This window comes from Myxococcales bacterium, from assembly GCA_016712525.1.
GTDB lineage: Bacteria > Myxococcota_A > Polyangia > Polyangiales > Polyangiaceae > JAAFHV01.
Genome location: JADJQX010000007.1, coordinates 2581191 through 2605595, shown reverse-complemented (window position 1 = coordinate 2605595; position 24405 = coordinate 2581191). Strand labels below are relative to the sequence as shown.

19 protein-coding genes and 1 pseudogene are annotated in these 24405 nt (G+C 66.6%); 14 read left to right on the top strand and 6 right to left on the bottom strand.

The features are described from left to right. Positions 1-260: 260 nt before the first annotated feature. Positions 261-1178 (bottom strand): transposase, encoded by a 918-nt coding sequence (locus IPK71_28055; protein ID MBK8217599.1) that lies wholly within the window; start codon positions 1176-1178, stop codon positions 261-263. A gap of 378 nt (positions 1179-1556) precedes the next feature. Here IPK71_28055 and IPK71_28050 point away from each other — a divergent pair, with 378 nt between their 5' ends. Continuing rightward, positions 1557-3788 (top strand): DUF4132 domain-containing protein, encoded by a 2232-nt coding sequence (locus IPK71_28050; GenBank protein MBK8217598.1) that lies wholly within the window; start codon positions 1557-1559, stop codon positions 3786-3788. A 253-nt stretch (positions 3789-4041) separates the two neighbouring features. Here IPK71_28050 and IPK71_28045 read toward each other — a convergent pair whose 3' ends face one another. The 5 genes from IPK71_28045 to IPK71_28025 form a co-directional block, all read right to left on the bottom strand. Continuing rightward, positions 4042-4719: a hypothetical protein gene (locus IPK71_28045; protein ID MBK8217597.1), complete on the bottom strand. Its 678-nt coding sequence runs from the start codon at positions 4717-4719 to the stop codon at positions 4042-4044. A gap of 399 nt (positions 4720-5118) precedes the next feature. Continuing rightward, on the bottom strand, positions 5119-5631 hold the full coding sequence (locus IPK71_28040; GenBank protein ID MBK8217596.1) for a GNAT family N-acetyltransferase: 513 nt from the start codon (positions 5629-5631) through the stop codon (positions 5119-5121). A gap of 106 nt (positions 5632-5737) precedes the next feature. Next, on the bottom strand, positions 5738-6145 hold the full coding sequence (locus IPK71_28035) for a hypothetical protein (protein MBK8217595.1): 408 nt from the start codon (positions 6143-6145) through the stop codon (positions 5738-5740). 181 nt (positions 6146-6326) lie between these two features. Beyond that, positions 6327-6917: a hypothetical protein gene (locus IPK71_28030; GenBank protein ID MBK8217594.1), complete on the bottom strand. Its 591-nt coding sequence runs from the start codon at positions 6915-6917 to the stop codon at positions 6327-6329. Then, positions 6914-7411 carry a hypothetical protein gene (locus tag IPK71_28025; protein MBK8217593.1) on the bottom strand — a complete coding sequence of 166 codons (498 nt, stop codon included), beginning with the start codon at positions 7409-7411 and terminating at the stop codon, positions 6914-6916. Before IPK71_28025 ends, IPK71_28030 begins: the two co-directional genes overlap by 4 nt. A 469-nt stretch (positions 7412-7880) precedes the next feature. On the opposite strand from IPK71_28025, the gene IPK71_28020 reads away from it, so the two are divergent. The 13 genes and pseudogenes from IPK71_28020 to IPK71_27960 all read left to right on the top strand — a co-directional run bounded on the left by IPK71_28020 (position 7881) and on the right by IPK71_27960 (position 24361). Beyond that, positions 7881-8054, top strand: coding sequence for a hypothetical protein (locus IPK71_28020; protein MBK8217592.1), 174 nt, complete (start codon positions 7881-7883; stop codon positions 8052-8054). 403 nt (positions 8055-8457) lie between these two features. Further along, positions 8458-8790 (top strand): His-Xaa-Ser system protein HxsD, encoded by a 333-nt coding sequence (gene hxsD / locus IPK71_28015; protein ID MBK8217591.1) that lies wholly within the window; start codon positions 8458-8460, stop codon positions 8788-8790. Then, complete coding sequence (gene hxsB, locus IPK71_28010) at positions 8787-10247, top strand: His-Xaa-Ser system radical SAM maturase HxsB (GenBank protein MBK8217590.1); 1461 nt, start codon at positions 8787-8789, stop codon at positions 10245-10247. Before hxsD ends, hxsB begins: the two co-directional genes overlap by 4 nt. Beyond that, the gene (hxsC, locus tag IPK71_28005; protein MBK8217589.1) at positions 10244-11473 is read left to right on the top strand and encodes a His-Xaa-Ser system radical SAM maturase HxsC; all 1230 of its coding nucleotides are present in this window, start codon (positions 10244-10246) and stop codon (positions 11471-11473) included. The genes hxsB and hxsC overlap by 4 nt, the downstream gene beginning before the upstream one ends. Beyond that, positions 11470-12021, top strand: coding sequence for a PEGA domain-containing protein (locus tag IPK71_28000; GenBank protein ID MBK8217588.1), 552 nt, complete (start codon positions 11470-11472; stop codon positions 12019-12021). Before hxsC ends, IPK71_28000 begins: the two co-directional genes overlap by 4 nt. Before the next feature lie 196 nt (positions 12022-12217). Continuing rightward, a complete protein-coding gene (locus IPK71_27995) occupies positions 12218-13918 on the top strand; it encodes a hypothetical protein (protein MBK8217587.1) in 1701 nt (566 codons plus the stop codon). After that, positions 13876-14346 carry a hypothetical protein gene (locus tag IPK71_27990; protein ID MBK8217586.1) on the top strand — a complete coding sequence of 157 codons (471 nt, stop codon included), beginning with the start codon at positions 13876-13878 and terminating at the stop codon, positions 14344-14346. The genes IPK71_27995 and IPK71_27990 overlap by 43 nt, the downstream gene beginning before the upstream one ends. A 57-nt stretch (positions 14347-14403) precedes the next feature. Then, positions 14404-16191 carry a hypothetical protein gene (locus tag IPK71_27985; protein MBK8217585.1) on the top strand — a complete coding sequence of 596 codons (1788 nt, stop codon included), beginning with the start codon at positions 14404-14406 and terminating at the stop codon, positions 16189-16191. Between the two features lie 397 nt (positions 16192-16588). Continuing rightward, positions 16589-20077, top strand: a pseudogene (gene hsdR / locus IPK71_27980) (type I restriction-modification system endonuclease). A 169-nt stretch (positions 20078-20246) separates the two neighbouring features. After that, positions 20247-20978 (top strand): GIY-YIG nuclease family protein, encoded by a 732-nt coding sequence (locus IPK71_27975; protein ID MBK8217584.1) that lies wholly within the window; start codon positions 20247-20249, stop codon positions 20976-20978. Continuing rightward, positions 20978-22396 carry an N-6 DNA methylase gene (locus IPK71_27970; GenBank protein MBK8217583.1) on the top strand — a complete coding sequence of 473 codons (1419 nt, stop codon included), beginning with the start codon at positions 20978-20980 and terminating at the stop codon, positions 22394-22396. The genes IPK71_27975 and IPK71_27970 overlap by 1 nt, the downstream gene beginning before the upstream one ends. Next, on the top strand, positions 22393-23964 hold the full coding sequence (locus IPK71_27965) for a hypothetical protein (GenBank protein ID MBK8217582.1): 1572 nt from the start codon (positions 22393-22395) through the stop codon (positions 23962-23964). Before IPK71_27970 ends, IPK71_27965 begins: the two co-directional genes overlap by 4 nt. Further along, positions 23957-24361: a hypothetical protein gene (locus IPK71_27960; protein MBK8217581.1), complete on the top strand. Its 405-nt coding sequence runs from the start codon at positions 23957-23959 to the stop codon at positions 24359-24361. Before IPK71_27965 ends, IPK71_27960 begins: the two co-directional genes overlap by 8 nt. The last annotated feature ends 44 nt before the right edge of the window (positions 24362-24405 follow it).

The following is a 24405-nucleotide window of genomic DNA, read 5'->3' as shown; positions in this document are numbered from 1 at the left end:
CCGGGGTTTTTTTCTTTTTGTGGCGTGGCGTGGGGGAGAAGAGCCGTCCGACGTGGGAGCGGCGTCGTGGGGGGAAGATCCGACCGACGTCGTGGCGTCGGGCGCGGGAAGATCCGACCGACGTCGGGGGAAGATCCGACCGACGGAGGAAGATCCGACCGACGTTGGCGCTAAGTGGTTGAAACCACGTTGACGCCGAGCTCGGGAGCAGGGGGAAGATCCGACCGACGTTGGAGGGGGAGATCCGACCGACGTTGGCGCTAAGTGGTTGAAACCACGTTGACGCCGAGCTCGCGGAAGAGGCGCCACGTCCCCGCTGGAAACAGCACATCCCGCACCGCGTTCCTCAACTTCGCGAACGCCTCCCGGTACGCCCCCAAGAACGCCGCCCGCTCCTTCATCGCGCGCACGGCCATCTCGACGTTCCCGCCCGCCGCGAAGCTCGGGTTCCGCGCCCCTTCCTTCTCGAACGACGACGCACGCGTCGTATGCGGCACAGAGAAAATCCACTCGAGCGAGCGCACGAACTTGCCCGCCTTCCGCGCCACGATGCGCGCCTTCTCGACCGCCGAGTTCACCGCGGAGACGATGCGCTCCCGCGCCCCTTCGTGACCGGAGCTCGCCTCGAGCGAGCGCGGCACCGTGATCGCGATCTCGGCCATGGCAGGCCAACGCGTGTTCTCCGCGTCGAAGTACACCTCGGGCCGCGCCACACGGAACGTGCGCGTGCCGATGTCGGTCGCCGCGAGCGTCACACCCGGCCAATCCTCGGGGCTCGAGACGAGGCCCGCTTCGACCACGTTCGCGAGCGTGTAGCCGATCTTCTGCAGCACCGCATCCTCGCCATAGAGCGCCACCACGCTCGCACCCTCGCGCGAAAAGACCTCCTCGGGCCACCCACGCAGCACCTTGATGGCGTTCGCGAGCAGGCGATTTCTCTGCGAAAGGAATTTTGGCAGCTCACCGCGCGTGTCGGTCAGCACCTCGTGAAGGTGGTTCGAGAGCATCTGCACCGCATGGATCTCGATGCCAAACTCTGCGGCGAGCACGGCCGTGGCGTACCAGTAGAAGGCGAGCAGCATGCGGCGCTTGTCCGGGTTCAAGAGGAAGTAGCGGCGCGTGGTTCTGCGCGTGACGAGATAGGTGGTGCCGGGGACGATGCGACGAGGGTTGGACATGCCCTGTCTAATTCACGATGTGGGCCAACTCTAAGTGTTTGAAATTATTGAATAGTTGTCCCTCATTTGGGTGGCCGGGCCACTTCTCGGGGTGGCCCTGGCCAGGCCCACGAGTGATTTCGCGTACTTGGCGCCAACGTCGGTCGGATCTTCACGTGCATTTCGCGTACTTGGCGCCAACGTCGGTCGGATCTTCAGTCGGATCTTCACGTGCTAGGAGGGGGTCAGTTTTACTGCCGTTCGGGGGTCAGTTCTCGCAGACGTTGCACAATCTGCTCTACGACGCCGGGATCTGCCCGGATCTGCCCCGTGCCCCGCGGTCGGATCCGCCCCGCATGGATTGTGTTCCTGCGCGCGCGCGGGTACTTTTCGCCGCCCGTGTGGACTGCTTTCACCGAGCCCGAGGTCAAGGCGCTCCTCGACCGTGTGGACCCGGTCGAGCGCGCATCGATCGTGGAGGACCTCCGGCGGACTCACGGGGCGTCTTGGCGCACGCACGCGCGCCTCGGTCCAGGGCTCGCGGCGGTGGCGCTCTCCTGGTGGGACGTGGTCGCCGCCTCCACGAGCGTGGACCGGGCGCCGCTCGAGGCTTGGCTCGCGATTCTTGACGCTTGCGTCCCCGACCCTGGGGCCGCCGCCGCTGCGGTGCATGGCTTCGTTCGCCTCCGCGACCTGAGCAAGGTGCTCACCTACCAGCGCGGGCTTGCGAGGTTCGGCGCCAGCCTCGCGAGGCCGATGTGTGCGGCCGCCGTCGGGCTCGACTCGCCGACTCGCGTGTTCGTCGTGCGCTGGCTCGCCGACCACGCCCCGCAGCGAGCCGAGGCGGAGCTGCTTCGGTGTGCGGGTGATCCCGCTCGCGGCGTTCGCGATGCCGCGCTCGCCGGTCTGCGAGGTCTCGGGCCGCCGGTCATCGCAGGGGTCGCGGCGCACCTCGCGTCAACCAGCCCGGAGGTTCGCCGGAGCATCATCGCGTTCCTCGCGGGTCTGGCGCACCCCGACGCGCTCCCCCCGCTCCGCGGCGCCCTCGAGAAGGAGAGGTCGAACCCGATCAAGACGGAGATCCACAAGGCGCTGCTCGCGTGCGGAAGCTCGGTGGCGGCGAGAGCGAGCACGACCCGCGGAGGCTCCACAGCGGCAGATCCATCGACGATCTCGGCCTCGGCCGCGCTCCTCGCGTCGATCGAGGCTCAGCCCGCGGCGAAGCTGCCTCGCTTCCTCGAGGAGCTCCCCTACCCACGGGTCCGCGTCAAGCACGAGGGCGAGCTGTCTCGGAAGGCGATCCGCTGGCTGCTCTCTCGCCTCGCGCTCGAGCAGCACGAGTTCACCGACCCCGAGAGTCGCGGGCTCCGAGCGCACCTCGTCGACGAAGACTGTCACGAGCTGTCCCGGATTCTGACGGACCTCGCGCTCGCACGCGGCTCCCGGGCCGACGACAAGTGGCTCGTGTACCAGCGGGCCATCCTCGGAAGTGAGCAGCAGGTGCTCACGGGCGTCGAGGACCTCGAGCAGCGCGTGACCAACAACGGCTTCGCGAGAGCGACCTGGACGCTCGACGTCCTCGATCGACACGCCTCCCCGGGCGCGCTCTACTGGCTCGATTTCTTCGCCCTCGAGGCGCGAAGCGACGCGGTGCGCCGCGCAGCGTCGGCGCTCCTCGAAGGGACCCGGGCGAGACTCGGGTCGGCCGAGGTGCAGCGGCGCGTCGATGCGGGGCTCCCGAGCTTCCCCTTCGACGCGGACGGACGCTGGCGGCTCTCCGAGAAGAAGGTCGTCACGCTCTCGGGCGCCGGCCGCGTCGACTACGTCCCTCGGAAGAAGAGCGCCTTCGAGGCGGCCGAGCTCGCGCAGATCAGCGCCTGCCGCCGTACGGTCGACCGCGCCGCTCGCTGGCTCGAGCGCGCCATGTGCGAAGGCCGCACCTGGGGTCGCGAGGCGTTCGCGGCGACGTTCGAGCGCCACCCCGTCGTCCGCGTCCTGGCGCGCCCCCTGCTCTTTCTCGACGAGGCCTCCTCCACGCTCTTTCACCTCCACCCCACCGGAGGCCCGCGGGAGGCCTTCGGGGCCACGTGGAGCTTGGGATCGGACGCCAGCGCGCGGATCGTTCACCCGATCCACCTCCGGGGACGCACGACGCCCGGCGGGTACGCCGAGCTCCGAGAGCTGCTCGGACGCTTCGGCGCCCCGCCGTTTCCGCAGCTCGATCGCGAGGTGTTCCTCGTGGACGACTGCCGCCGCACGGACGAGGGCGTCGCGCTCGACTCGCCGGCTCTGCGGGTCTCGCCGACGCTCAAATCTCTAGGGCGACGTGGGTGGGTGACCGAAGAGGACTCGGACGACACCGCGTACGAGACGACGAAGGCGTTTCCCGGTGGGTGGAGCGCCGCGGTGAGGCACACCGGCGTCGACGTTCGCTTCCTTGGCGGCCGGGCGCACGACGACGGGGCCGATTTCTCCCTGGAGGATGGGTCCTTTTTTCTGGAGGGGCTCGAGCTCGATGGCCCCGGAGGTGCGAGAATTTGGGACGCTCCGCCCGTCTTGTTCAGCGAGGCCATGCGGGACGTGGAGCTGGCCATCCGCGCCGGCGCGCGTGAGACGGCCGACGACGTGTAGGCGCTAGGGTCGCGCGGGCACTTGATGTCTACGTTGGTCGGGTCCTCCCGTGAGTGTTTTCGCGGACTTGGCGTCAACGTCGGTCGGATCTGCTCTGGGTGTTTTCGCGGACTTGGCGTCAACGTCGGTCGGATCTTCCGCCCTGCCCGATCTTCCGCGGCCGCAAGTGCTTTCGCGGACTTGGCGTCAACGTCGGTCGGATCTTCCGCCCTGCCCGATCTTCCGCCGCCGCAATGCTTTCGCGGACTTGGCGTCAACGTCGGTCGGATCTTCCGCTTCCTTTCTCCACCGCTTCGGCCGCCAACATCGCGTCGGCCTCCGCCTCGGCTTCGGCCATCAACGCCGCCTCGCGTTCCCGCGCACCCGTGTCGTCGGCGACCCGCACGTGGGCGTCGCCGACCTCCGCGGGCCGCGCGCCTCGATGCCGGAGCAGCGTCGCGAGCTCCTCAGCCGCGTCGGTCGTGACGGTGACCTTCGCCTCGTTGCCCTTCGTGTCGCGATACGTGATGGTTACACATTTTCCATTGCCTCCCGGCGTGCTGTAGGCCACGCCGCCCTTGCGGCTGCGCCGAATGCCGAACCCGCCGTGCGCGACCCAGTCGTACGTGCCAACCTCGACCTTTTCGATCGAAGCGAGCGGAATCCTCGGCCCGAAGAGGCCGTACTGGATGTGGAGCGCCTCCTTCGTGACCGTCACGCGAAGGTAGAGAAAGAGCGCCCACATGAGCGCGAGCAGCGGCACGACCGCCAGGTTCACGAAGCCCACCGCGTTGCCCATCGCGAAGAGCGTGGCCGCGACCGCGAGCTGGAGCACCATCGGCAAGAGGAAGAGCGCGTGCATCCACTTCGGCATGCCGCGCCGGTCGCGCAAGAGCGCCTCGCCCCCGCCCATGTACTCCGTCTCGTAGCTGTCCGGCTTCGGCTCGGCCATCGCTCCTCCTCGGGCACGAGTATGCGCCTAGGCGGAGTCCACGTCGGTCGGATCTGCTTCGGGTTAGGCACGGGGTCGCCGGAGTGGTTTCGCGCACTTGGCGCCAACGTCGGTCGGATCTACCCGCCAGGTTTCGCGCACTTAGCGCCAACGTCGGTCGGATCTGCCCCGCCAGGTTTCGCGCACTTAGCGCCAACGTCGGTCGGATCTGCCCCGCCAGGTTTCGCGCACTTAGCGCCAACGTCGGTCGGATCTGCCCGCGCCCATCGGTCGGATCTGCCCCGCCAGGTTTCGTGCACTTAGCGCCAACGTCGGTCGGATCTGCCGCCTCGGTCGGACCTACCCACGTCGGTCGGATCTACCCCCCCGCGGTCGCCCGAGACCTGACGTCCCCCCGCATCACCCCCGCCGCAAAATCAGCTCATGGTCCCGCGTCGCCCCCACGGGAAACTCATAAGCCCCCACCTCGACGAACCCCCGCCGCCCATAGAGCCGCTTCGCCCCATGGTTCTCGGACCACACCCCGAGCCACACGCGCCCCTTCGCGTTCCCCTCGAGCCACCCGAGCGCCGCGTCGAGCAGCTTCGACCCACGCCCGCCGCCCTGGTGCGACGCGAGCAAGTAGAGGCGCTTCAATTCGCCCTCGCCCGGCGCGACCTCGGGGTGCGGCAGCTCACACGGGCCGACGAGCGCAAACCCCACGGCCCGCCCGTCTTCCACGCCGAGGAACGCGGCCTTCTTCGGATCGGTGAGGTCGCGCCGCGTCCGCGCGAGGCCGTACGCTTCGGGCAAGAAGGCCTCGAGATCGGCCTGCGGGTAGAGGTGCCCGAACGTCTCGCGGAAGGTCGTCTCGCCGAGGGCCGAGAGCGTCTCGGCGTCTTCGAGGGTCGCGCGTCGAACGGAGAACGTCATGCGCGCGCACGATAGCAGGCCAAGCGAACCGCACGGCCGCGGAGGTGAGGGGACGTGCCGTGGTCGAAGCGAGAGCCTCGCGCGAGCCCGCGACGCGGTCCTCGTGTCAGTCCGTGCTCGCGTCGCCGGCGTCGGGGCTCGCGTCGGTCTGGCTCGCGTCGGGACCCGCGTCTTCGGGGTCCCGCGGGGACGGGACGCCGCACGCCATCATCTTGCCGTTCTTCGGGGGCACCCAGATGCCGCACCCGTAGGCGTCGGTGGTGCGGGTCCAGCCGTCTTGGTTGGGCTCGAAGACGGCGCCGTCGTTCCCGTAGGTGCACCTGTCGTCGGCAGACTCCTTGGGGCCGTTCCTGGCGAGCAGGATGCACGTTGGTTTCACGTCGGGGCAGCACCCAAACGTCCCCCGAGGGCTGGACGCGTCCGCCGTGTCCGAGACCGAGGTGCTCGAGCAGCCGAAGCCTGTTGCGATGGCCCCAGCGACGACGAGAGAGACGAGGAGTGGAGAGAGGCGCATCTCTCCAGTAAAGCACTCCCAATGCCACGCCACGGATCGCGAGATCCCTCATGATTCTTCGTGCCGTGGCAGGTCGTGGCACACGCGCACACGACGGACCGGTCAGGGCTGAAACACAAGAGCCCCGCGGGCGCGTGGCTCGCGGGGCTCGCGGGGTGGACGCGCGGCGTGTGCGCTCGCGTCACTCGTCGTCGTCGATGAGGTCGTCGGGGATGCGGTCGCTGTCGTCGCTCGTGTCGTCGACGGGGGCGGGCTTCGACGGGCCAGGCTTCGGCTTGGGTTCGCTCTCGTCCTCCGTGGGCTTCGCGAGCTTCGCCCTCGAGGCGCGTCGGCGCTCGCGGTCGTGGGTGCTCGCGGTGGCCTTGAGGAGGCTCGGGTACTCGGCGAAGGCGAAGCGCATGACGAGGCGGAGCTTCTGCACGCGGGCGCGGATGAGCCCGAGGATGGCGTCGCGCCGCGCGACGAGCGGTGCGCTGCTGACGGTCGGCGTGGTGCCTGCGCGGCTCACGAGGATGCCTGCGATCGACTTCGCTTCGTCGACCATGCTCATCTCGAAGCCGTGGAGCGTCGCGAGGTCGGCGGCGAGGGTGGTGCACATGGCCGCGTAGGCTTCGAGGCCGCTCGCGAGGGTCGCGAGGGTACGCGGGCTGCTCTCGTGCTGGCGCTTTAGGGCGGCGATGGCGACGTCCTTCTTGTCTTGGACGCCATCGTCGACCACGACGTCGAGCGCGCTCCGGAGCCGCCGAAACACGGTGAGGCCCCGCTTGATCACGACGTCGTCGACGGGCGTCCGCCCTTGTTCGACCAGGATCTCGCCCTCTTTCCCGAGCTTGCAGAGGTAGAGGATCTGGGCGGCGATGTCCCCCCGAGGCGGGGCGCGTGGGGCGCGAGCCCGACCGACACCTTTCCGCGCGGGTTGGCGTGCCACTCGGCCAAGCACGCGAGCGCGCGGGCTTCGTGGAGGTACGTCTCGACCGACATCGAGAGGTCGGGCGGACCGCCACGGTACGACTCGATCTCGGCTTCCATGGCATCCGCCAGGCGAGCATCGAAGCGCGCGGAGATCTGGCCGACGAGGTCGCGGGAGCGACGGTCCTGTTCGTCGGACATGAGGAGCACGGTGTGGGGGAGCTTCTGCTCGCTGACCTCCGAGGCCTTCGTGAGCTGGGCCTTCGCAGCCACCATCTTCGTGGCGGACGTGGGCTTGCCCTTTTTGGACGTGGAGGACGACGCAGACGCAGAAGACGAAACCGAACGACGGGCCATGATTCACCTCTAGGGTTCGTCGAAGCGCGACCTGCGCCCCGACACCCACGACGTCGGCTCCCTCCCCCGTGTCGTTGCGGAAAATCTTCGTCGCGCGCACGAATGTCGAAAAGGCTAAGGAAGCCGTGGGCTTGGCCGCGAGCTGCGGGTTGCCAGGAGGGAGCTGCGGGTTGCCAGGAGGGAGCTGCGGGTTGCCAGGAGAGCGCTGCGGGTTGCCAGGAGAGCGCTGCGGGTTGCCAGGAGCGAGCTGCGGGTTGCCAGGAGCGAGCTGTGGGTTGCCAGGACGGAGCTGCGGGTTGCCAGGAGCGAGCTGTGGGTTGCCAGGAGCGAGCTGTGGGTTGCCAGGACGGAGCTGCGGGCTGCCAGGACGGAGCTGCGGGCTGCCAGGACGGAGCTGCGGGCTGCCAGGACGGAGCTGCAGGTTGCCAGGAGCGAGCTGCGGCTTTCCAGGATCGAGCTGTTGGGTGTCGTGGGCTTCCGTACGATCTTGAGCGCGGGCTCGCGGGCGGACCGGACGAAACCCGAGCTCGTCGGCGTCCTGAAGCCCGCCGTGGTCGGGCCGCCGATCGGCGTGTCGAAGCGCGACTGGGGCACCTGCCACGGCTCGGAGGACGTCACGTCGGCGCGACGCAGAGCGTCTTGACGCACGCCGCGCAGCCCAAGGGGGGGCGACGACAGCCCGGAGATCGTTTGAAAATTCGGCGACCGAACGAGGTTGTAGGCCGCCCGCGACAGGGGTGCCCCATGGCGCTCACGCACGCACGCAGGACGACCATGTAAGTCAATATGGTACGCAGATGAGCCGTACGATCGTTGCTGCAGCGTTTCGATCTTTCGGTATGGTGGTGCTGCATGGGGGAGCACGCTCAACGTCACGCGGCAGGCGCGCATCTCACGGGAGGCCGTGGGTTCAGCGGGATGCCGAGCCTGGAAGGGCCAGCCTCCGATGGGGCGGGGGGCGTCAGCACCGGGCGTGAGGCTCGTGCCACGCATGCGCGTTTCGGCATCGGGGTGGTCGCTCCGGCGAGGAGGGTGAGGTGACTCTGGTGGATCGCGATCCCTTCTCGTTCGAAGAGGGCCTCCTCCGATGCGACGTCGACACGGCGGTGTACCGCGTCGCCGCCGTGCAAAAAGCGGCCTACAAGCTCGCCGCGCTCGCCACCATCCACATCGCCGAGCGGGGGCCGGAGAAGCTCACCTTGACCTTCATGTTCGCCGAGCCGAAAGGCGAGGAGGCGGCGCGGTCGGTCGGTCGGCGGTTCCTCGAGGAGCTGCTCGACCAGGAGCTCCGCGAGGCCGTGCGAGCGCAGACCGAACCGCTCAGGATGCTCGTCCTCGCTCACGCGTTCTCTCGAACCGGCCTGGTGAAGTCGTCGTGACGGCTGCTCCTGCGCGGTTCCTTGCTCGCTCGGCGTTCGAGCCGGCTCGAGAGTATCGTCTCCTGCCATTCAGGTTCGGGCGGCTCGACTCCGAGCGCTACGTGGTGACGAACGACGTAGGCGAGTACGTCGTGATGGGCCGTACGGAGCTCGCGGCCTTCGCAGAAAGACGCCTTCCGACGACGTCGAACACGTACCGCGCGCTCAAGGCCAAGCACTTTCTCTTCGACGATGCCAGCGAGTGTGCGCTCGATCTGCTCGCGCTCAAGGTGCGTTCGCGCGCCGAACGCATCGCGCAGTTCACGGGGCTCCACATCTTCGTGCTCACGCTGCGGTGCGACCACTCGTGCCACTACTGCCAAGTCTCCCGGCAGACGGAAGACAAGGGCGCGTTCGACATGACCCTCGAGCACGCCGACGCGGCGCTCGACGCCGTGTTTCGTAGCCCGTCGCGCGCGATCAAGATCGAGTTCCAGGGCGGGGAGCCGCTGCTCGCGTTCGAGACGCTCAAACACGTGGTGCTGCGCGCCGAGGAGATGAACGTCGCCTACCGAAAGGACCTCGCCTTCGTCGTCGCGACGAACCTCTCCAAGCTCGAGGACGAGCACCTGGCCTTCGCCAAGGAGCACGGGATCGCCTTTTCGACGTCGCTCGACGGGCCCAAGGACCTTCACGACGCGCGCCGCCCGATGCGCGGTGGATCGAGCTACGACGCTGCCCTCCGCGGCATCACCCGCGTGCGCCAGGCGCTCGGCCCTCATGGCGTGAGCGCGCTCATGACCACGACCCCGGACAGCCTCGACCGCGTCGAGGACATCGTGGACGAGTACGTGCGCCTCGGCTTCCAGGGCATCTTCTTGCGAAGCTTGAGCCCGTTCGGGTTCGCGGTGAAGACGAAGCTTCTGCGGAAGCTGGGTATCGAGGACTGGCTCCGCTTCTACGAGCGGGGCCTCGCGCGGGCGATCGACGTTGCGGCGAGCGGGGTGCCGTTTCGTGAGGAGTACACGAGCATCTTGCTCCACAAGATCTTCGGCGCTTCGGGTACCGGGTACGTCGACCTGCAATCGCCGGCGGGAATCGGCATCGGCGCCATCGTCTACAACTACGACGGCGCGGTGTACGCGTCCGACGAAGGGCGCATGCTCGCCGAGATGGGCGACACGTCATTTCGGCTCGGTCAGCTCGGGGTCGACTCGTACGAAGCCATGATGACGAGCGAGGCCCTTGTCGGCCCCCTCGATGACACGGTCCTCGAGAGCAGCCCGATGTGCACCGACTGCCCGTACCTGCCCTACTGCGGCGCCGATCCGGTCTACCACCGGGCCACCCAGGCCGACCACGTGGGCCACAAGGCGCTCAGCAGCTTCTGCACCAAGCAGACCCACGTCCTCGGCCATCTCTTGCGGTTGCTCGAGGACGATCCGCGCGCTCGCAGAGTGCTCCTGGGGTGGGTATGAAGCCGCTCCCGCTGTATGGCCGGCATCTTCGCGCGCTCGGCCCCACCGACGACGGGGTGTTTCACGCCCGACTCACCGACGACCCCGACCTCGCCCCCGAAGCGCGCGGTGCGCACGTGTTGCTCGTGCGAGGCGACACCGCCCTTGCGGCAGGGTTCCGTGCCTACTTTCGCACGGACGGCGACGCGACCGCGATCGCGATGCGCAATGCGTACATGCTCGGGGAAGAGCTCCATCACGTACGCACCGGGGACGTGGTCCGCGTCGACCCGGCGCGGCGCTCGGTGAACGTGCTCTATCGCCGTTCGTCTCCGACCAACTCGATCTTGGTGACGGAGCGCTGCGACAACTACTGCCTCATGTGCTCCCAGCCGCCGAAGCCACAGGACGACTCGTACTTGGTGGACGAGGCGTTTCGCTGGGTGCACCTCGTGGACCCTGACACCGCCGAGCTCGGGATCACCGGGGGCGAGCCGGGGCTGCTTGGAGAGCGGCTCCCGCAGCTCGTGTCGCACATCGAGCGCTGCCTGCCGCGCACGGCGCTCCACGTGTTGTCGAACGGCCGTCGCTTCGCCGACCCCGCGTTGGCGCGGGCGCTCGCAGCGGCTGGCCACCACGACCTCATGGTCGGCATACCCCTCTACTCGGACCTCCCCGAAGAGCACGACTACGTGGTGCAAGCGCGCGGGGCCTACTCGGAGACCCTTCGGGGCATCCTCGCGCTGAAGGCTGCCGGGGTACGGGTGGAGATTCGCACGGTGATGCACGCGCAGACGTTCGCGAGGCTGCCGGAGCTCGCCACCTTCATCGTCCGAAACCTGCTCTTCGTCGACCATGTCGCGCTCATGGGGCTCGAGCTCATGGGCTTTGCGCGGTCCAATCTCGCGGAGCTTTGGATCGATCCCGTGGAGTACCAGGAGCAGCTCGCCGCGGCGGTGGAGATCCTCGACCGCGCGGGCATGGCGGTGTCCGTCTACAACACGCCGCTTTGCCTGCTGCCGGAGGGCCTGCATCGCTTCGCGCGGCAGAGCATCTCCGACTGGAAGAACGCCTACACCGACGAGTGTGAGGGCTGCACCGAGCGAGGCTCGTGCGCGGGATTCTTCACGTCGTCGACGTTGCGCAAGAGCGCGCACATTCGACCCTTTGGCGCGCGCACTTCCGCGAGCCCGACACCTGCCTCGCCGATTCGACCCACCCTAGAGACCCTGGAGCAACCCACATGAAAGAACGCCGCTTTGTATTCCCGCTCGGGGTCGCTGTCCTCGGTGTGCTGACGGGGGCCGGGGCGTCGGGGATGCTGGTGCCCAACGCGGCGGCGCAGATCGCGCGGCGACCCGAGGACGAGGAGAACCCGCACGAGCCGCTCACCCTCGCGCTCCCCAACACTCACTCGACGGGCATGCTGCTCGCGCACCGCTCGCACTCGTCGCACCGGTCGCACTCGTCGCACCGCAGCCACTATTCGGGAAACCACGCGGGGGGTGGCGGTGGCTCCGGCTACGACAACGGCGGAGGTGGGAGCGACTACGTTCCCCCGACGCCGGCCCCAGCTCCGCCGCCTCCTCCCAAGCCGGCGAGCGTGTCGATCGTGGCCTTCCCTGGCGGCAAGATCACGCTCAACGGCAAGGTGGTGGGCACCGACGCCACGGGCACGCTGTCGCTGCCCCCGGGCCTGCACGAGGTGCGCATCGAGAACCGCTTCGTGGGCGACCACAACACCACGATCAACGTCTCCGAGGGGCAGACGGGCGTCGTGACGGTGGAGTGGTGAACATCGACAGCCAAGGACCGAGGGAAGAAACGTGAAGGCTACGACTTGCGGGCATTGCGGCGGCTCGCGCGAGACGAGCACGGGGCCATGCCCCTTTTGTGGAGCGGATGCGTCACCCTCGGAGCCGGCGGCCGGGCCGAGTGTGCACGACGCGATGCGCCGGTGGGGCGCGACCATCTTCGGTGCGCCGAGGGCGATGGATCGGCTCGTCAGCAAGATCGATGTCCGCGACGAGGTGCTCGAGCGGCTCGTGACGCAGGTCTATCGCCGCGACTTCCGTGAGGAGCGCGCCCCTTCGCCGAGAGCGGGGACGACTCTGCCGAAGCAGTCGGTAAATTCGCTCGACCCCTTCGAGCTCTCGCCGGCGGCCGTTCGGGCCGAGACGGAGCACGTCACGACCTGCTCGTACTGTGGAGGGGCGGGGCGGGGCCCGTGCAGGGGCTGCTCGGGAAGCGGCAGGCGCGCGTGCGGCGGCTGCGGCGGATCGGGCAAGGAGGTGAAGCACTACAAGAACGGCAATACCCGCTACATCAACTGCAAGATATGCCGCGCGACGGGGTCGCTCTCGTGCCACGGGTGTGGCGGCGGCGGAACCATTCAGTGCGACGTGTGCACGGGCGGAGGCTTCCAGCTCGCGTGGTACGCGTACTACGAGACCGAGCGATGGGACGTGCGGATCGAGCCCGACAGCCCGGTGCTCCTCGCGCACGGGCAGCTCAAGGAGGCGCGCGCCGTGAGCCGCGACGACCTCAAGGCGTTTCACGTCGTCGCGATGCAAGAGCACAAGGGCCCGCTCGCTTCCGGAGGCTACCGCGACGTTCCTGCGGCGCTCGTGGGAGCGGCACGCGTCGAGCCGAGGCTCGAGCGCATTGGCTACCAGCAGTACGTCAAGATGTCCGTCGTCCGGCGGGACGTGACCTACGAGATGGCGGGGACGTCCGGCACCGTGGTGCTCTCGGGGAACGATCTTCGCGGCGCCGCCGAACCGAAGGCCATCGCGCCCATGCGGCGGAGGCAGTACCTATGGGCGGCGGGTACTCTGGTGGTGGGCACCCTCGGGTACTCCTTGTCGAGCGCGCTTCGCGGCAAGTCCGCCTACTTCGCGGGCTCGTCTGCCTGGTTCGGGCTGCTCATCATCGCGACCATGGCCGCGGCCGCTCCGGCGCTGGGCGGGCTCCTGCGCGCATGGCGGCCGGGCTTCAAGAGGGGAAGGGTCGAAAGCCTCGAGCTCGCATCGGCTGCCGCGGCCGCCTTCCTGCTCTTGGCCACGGGTATCGGCGCGGCCCTCTCACGGCCATCCCTCGGGGAGGTCGAGCGCGCGCTCGCGCGGGGCGACGCGACACAAGCGCGCGCCGTCGTCGACGCGCTGAAGGAGACGAAGCCCGGGTCGCCCGACCTTGCGAAGGCCGAGGATGCGGTCCTCTTCGCGGAAGCGCAGAACGCCGCCAAACCGGACGAGCGGCTCGAACGGCTCGACGCCGTCGCCAAACGTGGTGGTGACCTCGCCGCGAAGGCTCGCGACTTGGCGAGGAGGGAGCGCCTCGGCGCGGTGCGCACCCAGCTCGATGCCAAGGCTGGAAGGAAGGCCCTCGCCGAGATCGAGCGCCTCTTCGGCGATCCGAGCCCCAACGACGCGGAGCTCGCCGAGCTTGGCGCCAAGGCTCACGAGATCGTGGCCGACGGGTGCAAAGACCCGGGCTGCCAGCTCGTCGCCGCGACCGCCGCGCAACGAAGGGCCCCGAGCGCCCCGCGGGAGGCGCGTGTAGCCGCCGTACGTGGCGAGCTCCTCGCGTTCCTGAACGCGAAGGCAGTCGCGGGGAGGCGACCGACCCCAAGGTGGAGCGGCTCGAGCGCATGGCGAACGCCGCGGGCGCGGCCCTTACGGTGCCAAGCGTAGACGCCGAGCTCAAGACCGTCGCGACCGAGACGATGGTGAAGGCCGCCGCCGAGAGGGCCAAGACACCGCTCATCGGGAGCGACGTGGCAGCCATCGAGAGCCTGCTGAGCGTGAAGCTGCCCGAGGGCGGGGCGTTCTCGAGCGCCCCCCTCGACGGGATGAGCGTGTACTTCGTCTTCGACGCGGCGAAGCGATGCAAGGGGATCTACGCCGTGGGAGCGAAGCCGAAGCACCGCGCGATGGTGGGGACCACGTGGACGCCGGACCGGTTGCTCTCGCAGGCGGTGGGCCGAGACGTGAAGGTGAAGGCGGCTACGCCGGCGGGGGCCGTGACGGCGCGGTGGTTCGAGGCGCCAGTGCCGGTTGTGGCGCGGTGGAATGGAGGGGCGTTGGTAGAGATACGGGTGGGGGATGTGGGACTCCAATAGGCTCCTGCATAACGATCTAGTCAACGACATCTGTGCCAAATCGTCCGGTAGAGACTCATGAATTGCTTCAAACACATCAAAACGCACAGCACTGCAAGGATATTTGAATGGACGAAGCGGCCTTCTCGCGAAGAGCTCCAGCGCTGCTTTGAAGCCCTAGCCGCGCGCCCAGGGTACGAGCAACAAGGTGCCTCAACGATAAGGAAAAAAGTTCCAGTCGAGGACACAAGCATTCAGGCTTCGTTCGTTATGTTCCTAATTGAGCGGGAGCCCGCCTTCCTTTCCAACTCTGGCGTGCTGGAAAAGCGATCCGGGTATGTCCTTATCTTTGAAAGGGGCGCCGGTCTGTGCGTTCTCTCCAGCAACCTGGGAGACCCCTTCAAGATCCTCCCGAAGAACAGCATAGCAGAAGCGTCCCAAGAGATCACCCTGCGACTGTTCACGAGCAGCAAGACCACGTACGATAAAGCTGATCTGCGTTCGATGAATATTGCAAGCTCGAGTATCCGAGCGCGAACCATTGAGGCCGTAGATCTTGAGAGCACGATGCCGTCGTTCACCGCGCACCGTTCTATACCTCGTGCACTTCGGTTCTCGGAAACTGGAAAAACATACTCGGTGACGCCAAGTGTTGCTCGAATTCGTCAGCATCAAACAAGGCTCGATATCAAGCAACTCGCTGATTGGGCAAGTAGGGTCCTGTCTGATATGAAGCCTGCCAAGTCGCGAAGGATTGACTTTATTGATCGCTTCGCGAACGCAACAAGGCTATCCCTCAAGCCTCCCGGCATCGTGGCGACCGGGGTGCTTGTGGATGTTCATGCTCTGCTCGAGAGGGAAGAGCATGGTGAGCTATCTCTCGTGTCGACGAGCCACACAGGTAAATCGCCTACGCCAGAAGAACTTCGAGGGGCGATTGAGGGTTGGGCTGAGACGTTGGCCGTGACGCAAGAGGTGACGCGACATCGGGATGGGACAACAGTCACAGTCAATGTTGTAGGTAACTCGGTCGGACGTGTCGGAGTGCTCCGTCAGAATAAGGACTCGTACTCGCTAATCTGCTCGTCGTTGGATGGTATTGTGATTGTCGATGAGTTGGAAGAGTCGACCTCGATAGGTGCCTGGCTCACGAGCAACAAGCTGTTTACCGTGACGTTTTCAGATCCATCGTACTGCTATCTCGACGGAAAACTCTACCGAGACAACAGGCTTCTCGCCGACGCTAGGCTCGTTGCTGGTATGCTGGAAACCGACTGGGACCTGACGAGGGCTACTTCGGAAAAGCCGGACGGAAGTTCGCGCTCCGTGCCTGGCTCCGACACCCTCTTTGGTGTGACAGAGCTTATGCTGTCGAGCGACGATGCTTTGATATGTGACGATCTGGGTGACGAATGGGCCGACTATATCTCGGTGTCGAACCGTAGTCCGCCTACGATAAGATTTATTCACTGCAAGTATGGTGAGCCGGCGCTTGGTGCGTCGCAGTTCCATATTGTCGTTTCTCAAGCGCAAAAGAATCTCGGTCGTCTATTTGCATCTGAAGACGACCTGGTGCGCAAATTTAAGTCGTGGGGTAAGAAAAAACGGATCGTCGGCCAGGCTGCGGGGAGTCCTGAAAAGGCCAAGTCTGCCTTTGTGAAAGCAAATTCGGATCCACAGACAAGGCGGGAAGTCTGGCTGGTCGTCAGCTTCTTGTCCAAGTCTGCCTTTGTTGCCGAGCTGGACAAGCTAGCGAAGGGCGCGGCGTCTAGCCCCGAGAACGTCCAGCTCTTGTGGCTGTTGTCGTCGTTCATGAATGTCTGCATGGAGTCTGGCGCGGTGCCTCGCATCAAGTGTCTGAAGTAATGCGCTTGCGCAGAATGTTCTTGTTGCGCGGTAGGTTCCTTTCGGGTGGGGGGAGCGGGCCAGCATATCGGGTGGGTTGGGTTGCTATGCCCTTCAGGAAAGTGGAGCCCCTCCAGTAGCGGTTTCCGCGCGCGTTCGGAGCGGGGCGTTCGCCCCCCGCCCCACGTGCCATCGTACCGATGGCACGGCGCGCCAGGCGCTCGTCACCGGCGAGTCTAGAGGCGTCCCGGACGTCCTCGTACGGCGGCAGCTCCGACGTCGATGCCGCGGGCGCCAAGGGCCGTTTTTGCCCCCTTTCCCCGATCCCCCGCCGCCCGAACGCGTGTACGCTCTCCGTGTTCCCCTAGCCCACGCCCCGCGAGGCTGAGCCGAGTCTCCCGGGCAACCCCCCCACCCCGTGAACACGCCCTCGCCCAACTTCGCCTACCTCGCGCATCACGATGCGCGGCTCGTCGCGCTCGCGACGCAGGCCGAGGAGCACTTCGCGGGGGACCCTTCGGTCACGCTCTTCAAGCTGCGGCAGTTCGGGGAAGTGCTCGCGAAGCGGGCGGCGGCGAAGGTGGGCCTCTTCATCGGGCCGGAAGAGAAGCAGCAGCAGCTCATCGACCGCCTCTTCGACCGGAACGTGATCGGCGCGACGCAGCGGTCGCTCTTCCACGACCTTCGGCGCGTCGGGAACGCGGCGGTGCACGAAGGGGAGGGCGACCACCGCGAGGCGCTGCACCAGCTCCGCATGGCGCGGGAGCTCGCGGTGTGGTTCCAGCGGAGCTTCGGCAACGACCGGAAGTTCGAGCCCGGGCCCTTCGTTCCCCCTGCCGAGCCCAAGAAGGCCGGGACCGAGCTGCACGAGGAGCTCGCGCGGCTTCGGGACGACGTCGAGGCGCGGCGCCAAGAGCTCGAGGCGGCGCAGCGCGCGATCGAGGAGGCGCGGAAGGCCGCCGAGGCCGAGTCCCTCGAGAAGCTCACCGCCCAGGAACGCGCGGCGAAGGCCCAGGCCGACGCCGAGATTTGGGAAGAGCTGGCGAACGAACAGATCGAGGCGCACAAGGCCTCGGCCCAGGCCGAAGCCATGAAGAGCGCGGCGCTCGAGGCGCAGAACCGCGCGCTCCTCGCCGAGCTCTCGGCCCTCCAAGCCGCCGCGCAGGCGATGCCGGCCCAGGCGCTCTCGAGCGCCATCGACAAGGCCAAGAAGGCCAGTGAGGACATTGCCCTCGACGAGGCCGCCACCCGGAGAATCATCGACCGTCAGCTCCGCGAGGCCGGGTGGGAGGTCGATTCCCAGCGGCTCACGTTCGAGCACGGCGTGCGCCCCTCCAAAGGGAAGAACATGGCCATCGCCGAGTGGCCGACCCTCACCGACGGCAAGCAGGGGTGGGCCGACTACGTGCTCTTCGCCGGGCTCCAGGTCGTCGGGGTCGTCGAGGCGAAGCGCCGGCACAAAGACGTGATGGGCGTGCTCCCGCAGGCCAAGCGGTACTCGCTCGGATACCAGGTGCACGCCGACGAGGTTCTGCCAGAGGGGAGCCCCTGGCTCGACACGAACGGCGCCGCGCAGAAGGTCCCGTTCCTGTTCGCCACCAACGGGCGCCCGTTCTTGCGCCAGCTCCGCACGAAGAGCGGCATCTGGTTCCTCGACGCGCGCCGGCCGCAGAACCACGCCGTGCCGCTCGAGGGGTGGTACACGCCCGCGGGCCTCCTCGACCTCCTCCGGCAAGACGTGGACGCCGCGCACGAGCGCCTCAAGGTCGAGCCGATGCCCTACATCGACCGCGAGTACCAGCGAGGCGCCATCCTCGCCGTCGAGAAGGGGCTCGAAGAAGGCAAACGCGAGCTGCTCGTCGCCATGGCCACCGGCACCGGCAAGACGCGCACGTGCATCGGCCTCTGCTACCGCCTCCTCAAGACCAAGCGCTTTCGCCGCGTGCTCTTCTTGGTGGACCGCAACGCGCTCGGCAAACAAACGGCCGACGCCCTGAAAGACCTTCGGCTCGAGAACCTCCAAACCTTCACCGACATCTTCGACGTGAAGGAGCTCGCCGACCTCAAGCCCGATCGCCAGACCAAGCTCCAGATCGCCACCATTCAGGCGATGGTGAAGCGCGTGCTCGGTCCGTTCGACGACGGCGAGGGAGACGTGCCCCCCGTCGATCAGTACGACTGCATCGTCGTGGACGAGTGCCACCGCGGCTACCTGCTAGACCGTGAGCTGTCCGACACCGAACTCAGCTTCCGTGGCTATGACGACTACGTCTCCAAGTACCGGCGCGTGCTGGACTACTTCGATGCCGTCAAGGTAGGCCTCACGGCGACGCCCGCGCTCCACACCGAAAGATCTTCGGCGCGCCGGTGTTCTCGTACTCGTACCGCGAAGCGGTGGTCGATGGCTTCCTCGTGGACCACGAGCCGCCCATTCGCATCGTGACCAAGCTCGCGCGCGACGGCATCCACTACGACGCGCGCGAGGAGGTGCTCGTCCTCGACCGGACGACGCAGACCCTCAAGAAAGAGGAGCTCGCGGACGAGGTCCAGTTCGACGTCGACACGTTCAACAAGCGCGTCATCACCGAGCACTTCAACCGCGCCGTGCTGCGCGAGCTCGCGAACCACATCGACCCGGAACAAGACGAGAAAACTCTCATTTTCGCGGCGACCGACGAGCACGCGGACATGGTCGTCCTCCTCTTGAAAGAGGCCCTCGCAGCGAAGTATGGCACCGTCGACAACGACGCCGTGCAGAAGATCACCGGCGCGGCGGACCGCCCGCTCGAGGCCATTCGGCGCTTCCGCAACGAGCGCCAGCCAAACATCGTCGTCACGGTCGATTTGCTCACGACCGGGATCGACATCCCCAAGATCGCGAACCTCGTCTTCCTCCGCAGGGTACGGAGCCGCATCCTTTACGAGCAGATGATCGGCCGCGCGACGCGGCTCTGCCCCGAGATTGGCAAAGAGCGCTTCCGCATCTTCGACGCCGTGGACCTCTATTCGGCACTGAAGAACGTGACCGACATGAAGCCGGTCGTGGTGAACCCGCTCGTGAGCTTCGAGCAGCTCGTGAAAGAGGTGCTCGAGGCCACCGAAGACGAGCACCGCCGCGCCTCGCTGGACGAGCTGCTCGCGAAGCTCCACCGCAAGAAGCGCGTCTTCAAGGGCGAGGTCGCCGAGCACTTCGAGACGGCGGCGGGCATGACCGTCAAAGACCTGGCCCAGCTCCTGAAGGGCGGCAGCGTGGCCGACGCGGCCGACTACCTGAGGGCGCATCCGTCGCTCGCGCCGTTCCTCGATCGCACCACCGGCGGACCGTACAAGATGGTCGTCTCCGAGAAGCCTGACGAGCTGCACGAGGTGACGCGAGGGTACGGCAAACACGGGAGCCGCCCGCCCGGCGACTACCTCGAGGCGTTTCGCGCGTTCGTATCGAACAACATAAACCGCATGCCCGCGCTGCTCGTCGTCACGCAGCGCCCGAAAGACCTCACCCGCGAGGACCTTCGGCAGCTCAAGCTCGCCCTCGACCAAGAGGGTTTCAGCGAAAAAATCCGTGCAGACGGCCTGGCGGGACCAGAAAAACGAGGACATCGCGGCCACCATCGTCGGGTACATCCGCCAGCTCGCCCTCGGCTCGCCCCTCGTGCCCCACGCCGAGCGCGTGGACCGCGCGGTGCAGCGGCTGCGGAGGGCGCACAAGCTCACCGACCCGCAGTCGAAGTGGCTCGACCGCATCGCCAAGCAGGTCAAGCTCGAGACCGTGGTCGACCGCGCCTCCCTCGACGCCGGCCAGTTCAAGGCCGACGGGGGCTTCACGCGCCTCAACAAGGTGTTCGACGGAAAGCTCGAGACGCTGCTCGGGGAGCTCGCCGATGAGGTTTGGAAGGACGTGGGCTGAAGGTGGCGATCGGGAAAACCATTCGAATCTACCTCGCCGACGGGACGCCCGGAGGCATCCGCCACGCCGAGCTTATGAACTGGAGCGGCCAGGCCATCGTCTGCCCGCGGAGCCGCTTCAATGAGCTTGCGTCGTGGTCGGAGAGGCGCAGCGGCCAGGCGTGTACGTGTTGGTCGGCGACGACGAATCTGGCAGCGTGATCCACGTCGGCGAGGCGGAGAACGTCTTCACTCGCCTGCAGAACCACCTGAAAAATAAGGACTTTTGGACGCGTGTGGTGTTCTTCACAAGCAAGGACGAGAACCTGACGAAGGCACACGTGAAGTACCTCGAGGCACGGATCATCGAGCAGGCCACGGAGGCTGCCCGTTCGCGTGTTGAGAACGGGAACTCGCCGCAGCGCCCCGCTCTTCCGCGAGCTGACCGCGACACGATGGAGGAGTTCCTTGGGCCCATTGGCACGTTGCTCGGCGCCCTTGGATTTCCTTTCTTGCAGCCGGTTCCAGCGGCGGCCTCGAGCGCCGCCTCGAACGGTGCCGCGGGCCGCTTCTACTTTCGGCCCGCGAAGCGATCGATCGACGCGGAGGGCGCCTGGGCGGACGACGAGTTCGTCGTCTTCACGGGATCGGTCGGCGACCTCGAGACGCGCCACCACCTGAAGGGCGGCTACCTCCAGCAGAGGCAGGCGCTCTTCGAGGACAAGTCGGTTCAGAAGGTGAACGACAAGACCTTCCGTTTCGTTCGCGATGTGCTCTTCAGCAGCCCATCGGCGGCCGCGGCTGTGCTTGCGGGTGGTGCCTACAACGGCCGCGAGGCCTGGAAAGACATCAATGGTCGATCCATCAAGGCCATCGAGGAAGAGCTCGCCGAAGCCTCAGGAAAGAAGACGAAGAAGCGCTAATGCCCACGACCCAAGACATCGTCCAAAAGCTCTGGAACCTTTGCCACGTCCTTCGGGACGATGGCATCACGTACCTCGAGTACGTGACCGAGCTGACGTACCTGCTCTTCCTCAAGATGGCGAAGGAGACCGAGACCGAGGGACAGATCCCGAAGGGGTACCGGTGGGACGAGCTCACCAAGAAGGATGGCGTCGAGCTGCTCACGTTCTACAAGCAGCTCCTCATCGACCTGGGCGGCAAGGGCTCGGGGCGCGTGCAGCCCATCTTCGCGAACGCGTCGACGTCGTTCCGCCAGCCGCGCCACCTGAAGCAGGTCGTGAGCGACATCGACTCCCTCGATTGGTACAGCGCCAAACACGAGGGCCTGGGAGACCTGTACGAGGGCCTCCTCGAGAAGAACGCCGAGGAGACCAAGAGCGGCGCGGGCCAGTACTTCACACCGCGACCGCTCATCGACGCGATCGTGGCGCTCATCAAGCCCGCCCCGGGCGAGCGTGTGCAAGATCCGGCGGTGGGCACGGGCGGCTTCCTCACCGCGGCCGACCGCTACGTGCGCTCGAAGACGGACGACTACCACGACCTCAAGACCGCGCAGCAGAACTTCCAGCGCCGCGAGGCCTTCTCGGGCGTCGAGCTCGTGCCCGACGTTCAGCGCCTCTGCCTCATGAACGCGATGCTCCACGACATCGAGGGCGACATCGTCCTCGGGGACACGCTCGGCCCCACGGGCGAGGGCCTCCCCAAGGTCGACGTGATCCTGTCGAACCCGCCCTTTGGCACCAAGAAGGGCGGGGGCGGCCCCACGCGGAGCGACATCACGTACCCGACGAGCAACAAGCAGCTCGTCTTTCTCCAGCACATCTACCGTGGCCTCAAACCTGGCGGCCGTGCGGCGGTGGTGCTCCCGGACAACGTGCTCTTCGAGGAAGGTGTGGGGCAGAAGGTCCGCGCCGACCTCATGGACAAGTGCGACCTTCACACCATCTTGCGCCTGCCGACCGGCATCTTCTACGCGCAGGGCGTGAAGACGAACGTGCTCTTCTTCACGCGAGGGGAGAAGGACAAGGGCAACACCAAGGCCGTCTGGTTCTTCGACATGCGCACCAACATGCCGAGCTTCGGCAAGCGCACTCCCTTTACCCGCGCGCACTTCGCCGAATTCGAGAAGGTGTACGGCGACGACCCGTATGGAAAGAGCAAGCGAAAGGACCAGGGAGAGACGGGGCGGTTCCGCAAGTTCACCCGCGAGGAGATCGCGAAACGCGGCGACAACCTCGACATCTCATGGCTCAAGGACGACAGCGTGACCGACCACGCCGACCTGCCGGAGCCCGAAGAGATCGCGGCGGAGATCGTGGCGCAGCTCCAGACGGCGCTCGAGGAGATGCAGGCCTTGCAAGAGGAGCTCGGGTCGTGAGCGAGCTCGTCGAGTACGCTCTTCCGCAAGGTTGGTGTTGGGCCTCGATTGAGGATCTGAGTGCTTATGTGCAGCGCGGAAAGTCGCCAAAGTATGCCGAGCGAAGTGAGCTTCCGGTAGTAAATCAGAAGTGCGTTCGCTGGCACGGCGTCCAGGCTCAGTACGTAAAGTTTGTTGATCCCTCACAGTGGGAATCCTGGGGCCCCGAGCGGAGCCTTCGTGACGGCGACATCCTCTGGAACTCGACGGGGACCGGGACGATCGGGCGCGCTGCGATCTATCGTCCAATAGATGGCTATGAGCGTGTGGTCGCGGATTCTCATGTTACCGTCGTCCGTGGAAAGGTTGGGCCGCCCGAATACCTCCACGCGTGGATTCGTTCTCCTCTCGTTCAGAGTCGCATTGAAGCGATGCATACCGGATCCACTAACCAAGTGGAGCTTGGCCGGACCGAGGTTCTGAGAACTCGAGTTCCGGTTGCTCCCCTCAACGAACAGCGTCGCATCGTCGCCAAGCTCGAAGCCCTTCAGGCTCGGAGCCGTCGGGCGCGTGAGGCGCTCGATGCCGTGCCGCCGTTGCTCGAGAAGCTCCGCCAATCGATCCTCGCCGCCACCTTCCGGGGCGACCTCACGAAGGACTGGCGCGCGAAGAACAAGGACGTGGAGCCCGCGACCGAGCTGCTCAAGCGCATCCGCGCCGAACGAAAGAAGAAGTGGGAGGAGGCCGAGCTCGCCAAGATGAAGGCGAAAGGCAAGCCCCCCACGGACGACAAATGGAAGGCGAAGTACAAGGAGCCCGAGCCGGTGGATGCGACGGGGCTGCCGGAGCTGCCGAAGGGGTGGTGTTGGGCGAGTGTGGATGAGGTGACTTCAGCTGTACGACCCCCCTGCTACGGCGTCGTCCAACCGGGCGACGACTCGTCTGACGGCGTGCCGCTCGTCCGCGTCTGCGACCTGGAGGGCGACGGTGAGAACATTGCGATAGCGGGCCTACGTCGAATTCCGGCTGAAGTTGCCTTGGAGTACGAACGGTCGCAGTTGGAAGGTGGCGAGCTTCTGATTTCCGTCGTCGGGACGATCGGCCGCACTGCTATCGCTCCAGCTTCCCTTCGCGGAGCGAACGTCGCTCGCGCGATCGCGCGCCTCGTCTTCGATGCGCCGCTGTCTTCCACCTGGGGGATGTACTGGTTCACTGGCTCCTTCATGTGGCATCGCCTCAATTTGGAGTCGCGTGAGGTCGCTCGCAAGACGCTCAATATTGGCCAGCTGCTTGACATGCCGGTGCCTCTGGCGTCGCCAGGGGAGATGGCAGAGGTTTGCGCTCGGCTCCGACGCGGGCTCGCTCGGGTGGTGGAGATTGGGGGCGGGACCCGAGAGGCTGGCGTGCGGGCGAGCACGCTCGAACGAGCCACGCTGGCCAAAGCTTTCCGCGGCGAGCTCGTCCCCCAAGACCCGAACGACGAACCCGCAGACGTGATGCTCGCGCGGCACGGGGCGACGAAAACCGACGCCAGGGTTCCGGAGCGAGCCGGCAAGAGAGGTGCAGCCAAACGAGGCGCTCGTGCGTGAGCCCTGCCCCGTCCCCTACGCGAGCTCGCTCGCCAAGCTGCGGGAGTTTCTCCACGCGGCTTGCGAGGAAGGGCTCTCGACGGAGAAGGCGGGGCGGAAAGTCGCCCTGAAGCCCCGGTTCCACTCCTACTACGCCGAGGCAGCCGAGGTGCTCGGCCTCGCGCGCCGCAACGGCGGGAAGCTTGCCATCGCGCGACTCGGTGAGGAGCTGCTCCGTACGGGACGAGGCTCACCCGCCGAGGCCGACGTCTTTCGGCGCGCGATCGAACGCAGCGCGGTTCATGCCGTCGTTCCGGACCTGCTGACCGCTGAAGGGCCAGAGGGCGGTCCCGTGGAAGCGCCCCTCCGTGAGGTGAGGAGGCTGTACTGGCCGATCCCTGGAACATTAGAAATGTAGGAGCTCCGAGAGCGTCCGCACCTACGTTTCAGCGGAAGCACCGC

Excerpts from the sequence above, each read along its gene's own strand:
- IPK71_28055 (MBK8217599.1), bottom strand. The coding sequence starts at position 1,178 with ATGTCCAACCCTCGTCGCATCGTCCCCGGCACCACCTATCTCGTCACG.
- IPK71_28045 (MBK8217597.1), bottom strand. The coding sequence starts at position 4,719 with ATGGCCGAGCCGAAGCCGGACAGCTACGAGACGGAGTACATGGGCGGG.
- IPK71_28040 (MBK8217596.1), bottom strand. The coding sequence starts at position 5,631 with ATGACGTTCTCCGTTCGACGCGCGACCCTCGAAGACGCCGAGACGCTC.
- IPK71_28035 (MBK8217595.1), bottom strand. The coding sequence starts at position 6,145 with ATGCGCCTCTCTCCACTCCTCGTCTCTCTCGTCGTCGCTGGGGCCATC.
- IPK71_28025 (MBK8217593.1), bottom strand. The coding sequence starts at position 7,411 with ATGGCCCGTCGTTCGGTTTCGTCTTCTGCGTCTGCGTCGTCCTCCACG.
- hxsC (MBK8217589.1), top strand. The coding sequence starts at position 10,244 with ATGAAGCCGCTCCCGCTGTATGGCCGGCATCTTCGCGCGCTCGGCCCC.
- IPK71_28000 (MBK8217588.1), top strand. The coding sequence starts at position 11,470 with ATGAAAGAACGCCGCTTTGTATTCCCGCTCGGGGTCGCTGTCCTCGGT.
- IPK71_27995 (MBK8217587.1), top strand. The coding sequence starts at position 12,218 with ATGGATCGGCTCGTCAGCAAGATCGATGTCCGCGACGAGGTGCTCGAG.
- IPK71_27990 (MBK8217586.1), top strand. The coding sequence starts at position 13,876 with ATGGCGAACGCCGCGGGCGCGGCCCTTACGGTGCCAAGCGTAGACGCC.
- IPK71_27985 (MBK8217585.1), top strand. The coding sequence starts at position 14,404 with ATGAATTGCTTCAAACACATCAAAACGCACAGCACTGCAAGGATATTT.
- IPK71_27970 (MBK8217583.1), top strand. The coding sequence starts at position 20,978 with ATGCCCACGACCCAAGACATCGTCCAAAAGCTCTGGAACCTTTGCCAC.